Source organism: Defluviimonas sp. D31, assembly GCF_033436765.1.
Taxonomy (GTDB): domain Bacteria; phylum Pseudomonadota; class Alphaproteobacteria; order Rhodobacterales; family Rhodobacteraceae; genus Albidovulum.
This window is the reverse complement of sequence record NZ_JAWQFN010000040.1, coordinates 1-5,354: the sequence shown is the minus strand read 5'-3', so window position 1 is coordinate 5,354 and position 5,354 is coordinate 1. Positions and strand designations below refer to the sequence as shown.

The 5,354-nt window shown below is 64.4% G+C and carries 4 protein-coding genes and 1 pseudogene; 2 read left to right on the top strand and 3 right to left on the bottom strand.

The features are described from left to right. Positions 1-213 precede the first annotated feature (213 nt). Both R5H32_RS20530 and R5H32_RS20525 read left to right on the top strand, forming a co-directional pair. Positions 214-2,145: a DUF3604 domain-containing protein gene (locus R5H32_RS20530; protein WP_318340502.1), complete on the top strand. Its 1,932-nt coding sequence runs from the start codon at positions 214-216 to the stop codon at positions 2,143-2,145. Between the two features lie 245 nt (positions 2,146-2,390). Next, positions 2,391-3,035 carry a glutathione S-transferase family protein gene (locus R5H32_RS20525; RefSeq protein ID WP_318340501.1) on the top strand — a complete coding sequence of 215 codons (645 nt, stop codon included), beginning with the start codon at positions 2,391-2,393 and terminating at the stop codon, positions 3,033-3,035. A 333-nt stretch (positions 3,036-3,368) separates the two neighbouring features. Here R5H32_RS20525 and R5H32_RS20520 read toward each other — a convergent pair whose 3' ends face one another. The 3 genes and pseudogenes from R5H32_RS20520 to glyA all read right to left on the bottom strand — a co-directional run. After that, positions 3,369-4,067, bottom strand: coding sequence for a hypothetical protein (locus R5H32_RS20520; protein WP_318340500.1), 699 nt, complete (start codon positions 4,065-4,067; stop codon positions 3,369-3,371). Positions 4,068-4,500: 433 nt separating this feature from the next. Then, a complete protein-coding gene (locus R5H32_RS20515) occupies positions 4,501-4,701 on the bottom strand; it encodes a DUF1059 domain-containing protein (RefSeq protein ID WP_318340499.1) in 201 nt (66 codons plus the stop codon). A 197-nt stretch (positions 4,702-4,898) separates the two neighbouring features. Beyond that, positions 4,899-5,354, bottom strand: a pseudogene (gene glyA / locus R5H32_RS20510) (serine hydroxymethyltransferase); the annotation flags it as partial.

Here is a 5,354-nt window from a genome sequence, read left to right as displayed (position 1 = left end):
CGCCTACGCCGCCCACTTCACAGACTGGGAACGCGACAACACTCTCGACATCTGAACCTCCCCTTCCCTCCCCAGACTGCCGCCGCAAAAAATGCGGCGGCCTTTTCTTCGGGAGGGGGAAGGACAGGAACTGATCGACGTCAGCAGCCCCGGTCCAAATGCCAGCCAAGATAGGCTATCCTATCGGCACTGGCATTTTTGGGAGGAGATTTGATGCTGATGAACCGTCTATTGACCACGACCTCTGCTATGGTCCTGAGCGGCGCGGCGGCCTTCGCCTTCGAACCATCCCCCGACGCCTCCAGTCTCACCGCGGCTTTTCCGGGCACCTCCTATTCTCCTTACGCCGACCGCGGCTTCCCCTCGCGCCCACTCTGGGGCGACACGCATCTGCACACCTCGACCTCGTTCGACGCGGGCGCCTTCGGCAACCGGCTGGACGCGCGCGCCGCCTACCGCTTCGCTAAGGGCGAACAGGTGAACGCCACCACCGGCATGGCGGTGAAGCTGTCCCGGCCGCTCGACTTTCTCGTAGTGGCCGACCATTCCGACAACATGGGCCTGTTCGACCTGATCTACGCCCAGGACGGCTCGATCATGGCCGACCCGGAGGGCCGCCGCATCGCGACCATGGTGGCCAATGGCGGCGACGAGGGCGTGGCCGCGGCGCTGGAACTGATCGACGCCTACTCGCGCGGCCAGAAGATTTCGCCCGCGCTGGCCATCGAGTCCGGAAGCAAGCCGTTCCGCTCGGTCTGGCAGCGCCAGATCGCCGCGGCGGAGGAGGCGAACGATCCCGGCACCTTCACCGCATTCATCGGCTACGAATGGACCTCGCTCATCCAGGGCGGGAACATGCACCGCGTGGTGATCTACCGCGACGGCGGCGAGAAGGCCTCGATGGCCGACCCCTTCACCACTGAGCCGCCCGTAGGCTCGATCAATCCGCGGGATCTGTGGGCCTGGATGGCGAACTACGAGGATCTGACCCGCGGCGACGTGCTGGCACTTGCCCACAACGGGAACCTGTCCAACGGCATCATGTTCCCCGAGGACGCGCAATACGACGGCACCGCGCTCGATGAGGAATACGTCCGGACCCGCGCCCTTTGGGAGCCGATGTACGAGGCCACCCAGATCAAGGGCGACGGCGAGGCCCATCCCTTCCTGTCGCCCAACGACGAGTTCGCCGACTACGAGACCTGGGACAAGGGCAACCTCAACCTGTCGGAGCTGAAGACCGACGACATGCTGGCCGGCGAATACGCCCGCGAGGCATTGAAGACCGGCCTGAAGCTCGAGGCGCGGCTCGGGATCAACCCCTACAAGTTCGGCATGGTCGGCTCGACCGACAGCCACACCTCGCTCGCCACCGCGCAGGAGGACAATTTCTTCGGCAAGCATTCCGGCACCGAGCCGAACCCCGGGCGACCCGGCCATGTCGTCGGCCAGTTCGGCGACGTCGCCATTCTCGGCTGGGAGCAGGCGGCCTCCGGTCTCGCCGCGGTCTGGGCCGCCGAGAACACGCGCGAGGCGATCTTCGACGCGATGGAGCGCAAGGAGGTCTACGCCACGACGGGCTCGCGGATCGGCGTGCGCTTCTTCGGCGGCTGGGACTACACCGACGAGGACCTGACCTCCCGCACGCCGGCCTTCGCAGGCTACGGCAGGGGCGTGCCGATGGGCGGCGACCTGCCGGCCGCACCGGAAGGCGCGGCGGCGCCCACCTTCATGGTCTTCGCGCTCAAGGACCCGATCGGCGGCAACCTCGACCGCATCCAGATCGTCAAGGGCTGGATGACCGCGGACGGCGCGACCGAGGAGAAGGTCTACGACGTCGCCTGGGGCGGCGACCGGGCACCGGGAGAGGACGGCAAGCTGCCGCCGGTCGGCTCCACCGTGGACGTGGCGCGCGCGACCTGGACCAACACGATCGGCGCGGCGGAACTCGGCACGGTCTGGACCGACCCGGACTTCGACCCCGCGCATCGGGCCTTCTACTACGCCCGCGTGATCGAGATTCCCACACCGCGCTGGACCGCCTACGACGCCTTCCGCATGGGATCCGAAGTGCCCGAGGAGAGCCCGATGGAGACCCAGGAGCGCGCCTATACCTCGCCGATCTGGTACACGCCGAAGGGCTGATCGCCGAAGCGGGATTGCGCAGCAATTGGCCGGGTTTGCGTGAAGCTCGGCCGCTCGTCCGACGGCAGACCAGGGCTGCGTAAAAAGTATGAAAAAGGGGGCGCTGCCCCCTTTCGACCTTCGCCCACCTCGGGGGCGAACCGAACTGGCGCTGGAGGCGGGCGGCGCGGCGTGAACCGGCGTTCGGGCATCGACTCGGCGAGGATGCTATACTCCGGGACGCAGCCACCTCAGGGAGTTGACCGGTGTACACGCTCTATTGGCACCCATGGTCGTCATCCTACGCACCGATGGCCGTGCTCAGGGAGCTCGGCGTCGATTTCGACCTCTACGAAGTCGACTACGATGGCGGCGAGACCCGGACTGAACGGTATCGGAGACTTCAGCCGCTCGGACTGATCCCCGCCCTGGGGCTCGGCAACGGGCGGTCGATGTTCGAATCCGCCGCGATCATCATCTACCTCTGTGACCGGCACCCCGAGGCCGGACTAGCGCCCGGTCCCGACGCCGACGACAGGGCCGAGTTCCTGCAATGGATGCTGTTTCTGGCCGATACCGTCTATCCGTCCTACAACCGTTACTACCATCCGGACCGCTACACGGCCTCCGCCGATGGACAGGATGCGGTCAAGTCGCGAGCCTTGACGATGGCCGCGTCGCAGCTCGAGATCGTCGAACGCCGGTTGGCGGATCAGGGCCCGTGGCTGCTGGGCGATCGGTTCTCGGCCTGTGACATCTACCTCCAGATGATGACGACCTGGCACGACCCGCCCCGCGCGCTGTTCGAAGTCATGCCGAGGCTCCGTGCTCTGGCCCGGGGCGTCACCGAACGGCCCGGATGCCAGTGGGCGATCCGGAAGCACAACTTTGCCACCGGCTTCGAGGGCTGACTCAGCCCCCTGCGCGGGGGCGCGGCTACGGGCACCGGTCCGCCCGACGGGGCAAGGTCCGGCCAAAAGACATGATAAGTCCGCACATCCTGTTGGGATCCTGTGCGGGACCGGCCTGCCGTTCGTCGCAACCGCGAGATTTGTCCTGACTTGACACGGCCTCCCGCAAACCTGCTGGCAAGTGGTCAATCGCTTGGAACGCTACAGCGCCATCAATGGCCGAGATATGTGAACTACGGGCGAATCCTTCGTTAATGCTGGAAAGCGAATCTGCAACCAGCCCGAAAACCCCACGAAAGGCGGGGTTCTCGAATGCTTCATGTTTTCGGAATCTCAATCGGCAAGCCAGTCGAACCACGGTTCGTGCTGACCGGCGACAAGGCCGTCATGCAGGTTGTCTCCGCAATGCGACGCGAGCCGGAGGGTGAAGGGCGCGCCCGAAGATTTTCCGGTGATGGCGACCGGAATCGCCCGCGGTGTGTCATGTGTATATGCCGGATCGGTTGCATCGAAGCGGTCGTACCGCTGGAATGGATAGGCCCCCCCGACAATCGGGTAGTCAAGGTACAGGGTAACGCTGCCATTGCCGTCCGAATCGGTGATGAATCCGTTCGTGACCTCGGTCCGGGGTGATTTCAGGATTGCCACCGCCTCAGACAGATCAGCGGTCGCAATCAGAGGCGTTGCCCCCGATTTCATCAGCGGGCTGCCCCCGAAGCTCTCGCCATCTGGGGTTTTCCCCGCAAGCATTAGCCAGATGGTAAAGAGCGTGTCCGGGCGAGCGTTATCCAGGGTGACGCTGACTTCAGAGGACGCGGCGTCCTGCTTCAGCGTCAGGTGGCTCGTTGCTTCTGCCCAATTGTCGGCCGAGCGGTAACCCTCGACCTGACAATGCTCGGCCACCTTTGCGCCGGCGGAAACGCGGGTGAACCCGCCGTCGTAAAGGGTCACCATCTCGGCAGAGGCTGAGGTCGCAGCCAGAAGCATGGCGGAAGACGCAAAGACGTGGGCGCGGTGGCAAAGATATGACATTGCTGTTTCTCCTGTGCATGTCGTTTCGATGCCTTCACCCTGACCATGCGCGGTGAAACGCCCGTCGCCTTGGGCGTTAACGATGCGGGAACTCTGTGTGAGTGCCGTGAAACTGTGCGTGAATTCGCAGGAAACAGGCGTGGCACTCGCTCTGTCCGTAAGCTGCGTTCGTCCAAGATCTAGCCGTGCAAGCAGTGCTAGAGCGAGACCCGGTCGGGTTGAACGAAGCATTGGATGCCCGTCCGCCATCCTTGGCCTTGGCGAGATCTTGCAGCTGAATGATGCTGGGACTGAACACCTAACGATAAGATAGCCGCTGATGTCGTTGCCGCTGTCAGCAGCCGGACCCTACCGGAACATCCCCGGTGACCGCCTCAACCAGCACCCATGCCACAATCCGGGACACTGTCCCATCTTATCCTTTTCAGCCCGGCTAAACACTCACAGGCTTGATCAAGGTGCTCAGATAGTCCCGCGTTTCGTTATCCCAATCAGCGGGATTTTCATCGTGTGCGACCTGTGCATGAAGCTGCATGAGCTTCCAAACTTCGTCTTTCGTCTCTGCAACCACGCTCGCGGGGCAAGCCTCCATCCCCTCGCAATCTCGACACGAGTACGAAAATGCGTTTGCCATGACTATTCTCCCCTTTTTTCGTAAAGATAGCATGCCTTGGGTTTATCTTCGAATCCGGGCCCAAGTACCACTTCTGCTCGAACCATAACCTCCCAGCGAGCGTCCCCTCAGTACTCGAACCGGACAAATGCGAGTCGCGGCNAAGACGAAGCCCCCGCGTTTCCGCGGGGGCCTTGCCGTGTTCGGGTCTGCCGGGCTCAGAGGCTCGGGTAGAGCGGAAAGCGGGCGCAGAGCGTCGCGACCTCGGCCTTGACCTTCGCCTCGACCGCGCCGTTGCCGTCCTCGCCGTTGGCCGCGAGACCGTCGACGACCTCGATGATCAGCCGGGCGATCTGGCGGAACTCGGCCTCGCCGAAGCCGCGGGTGGTGCCGGCCGGCGCGCCGAGGCGGATGCCGGAGGTCACGAAGGGCTTTTCGGGGTCGAACGGCACGCCGTTCTTGTTGCAGGTGATGTGGGCGCGGCCGAGTGCCGCCTCGGCGGCCTTGCCGGTCACCTTCTTGGGACGCAGGTCGGCGAGGCAGAGGTGGTTGTCGGTGCCGCCCGAGACGACGTCGATCCCGCCCTTCATCAGCTCGTCCGCCATCGCCGCCGCGTTCTTCTTGACCTGCGCCGCGTAGGTCTTGAACTCGGGACGCAGCGCCTCGCCGAAGGC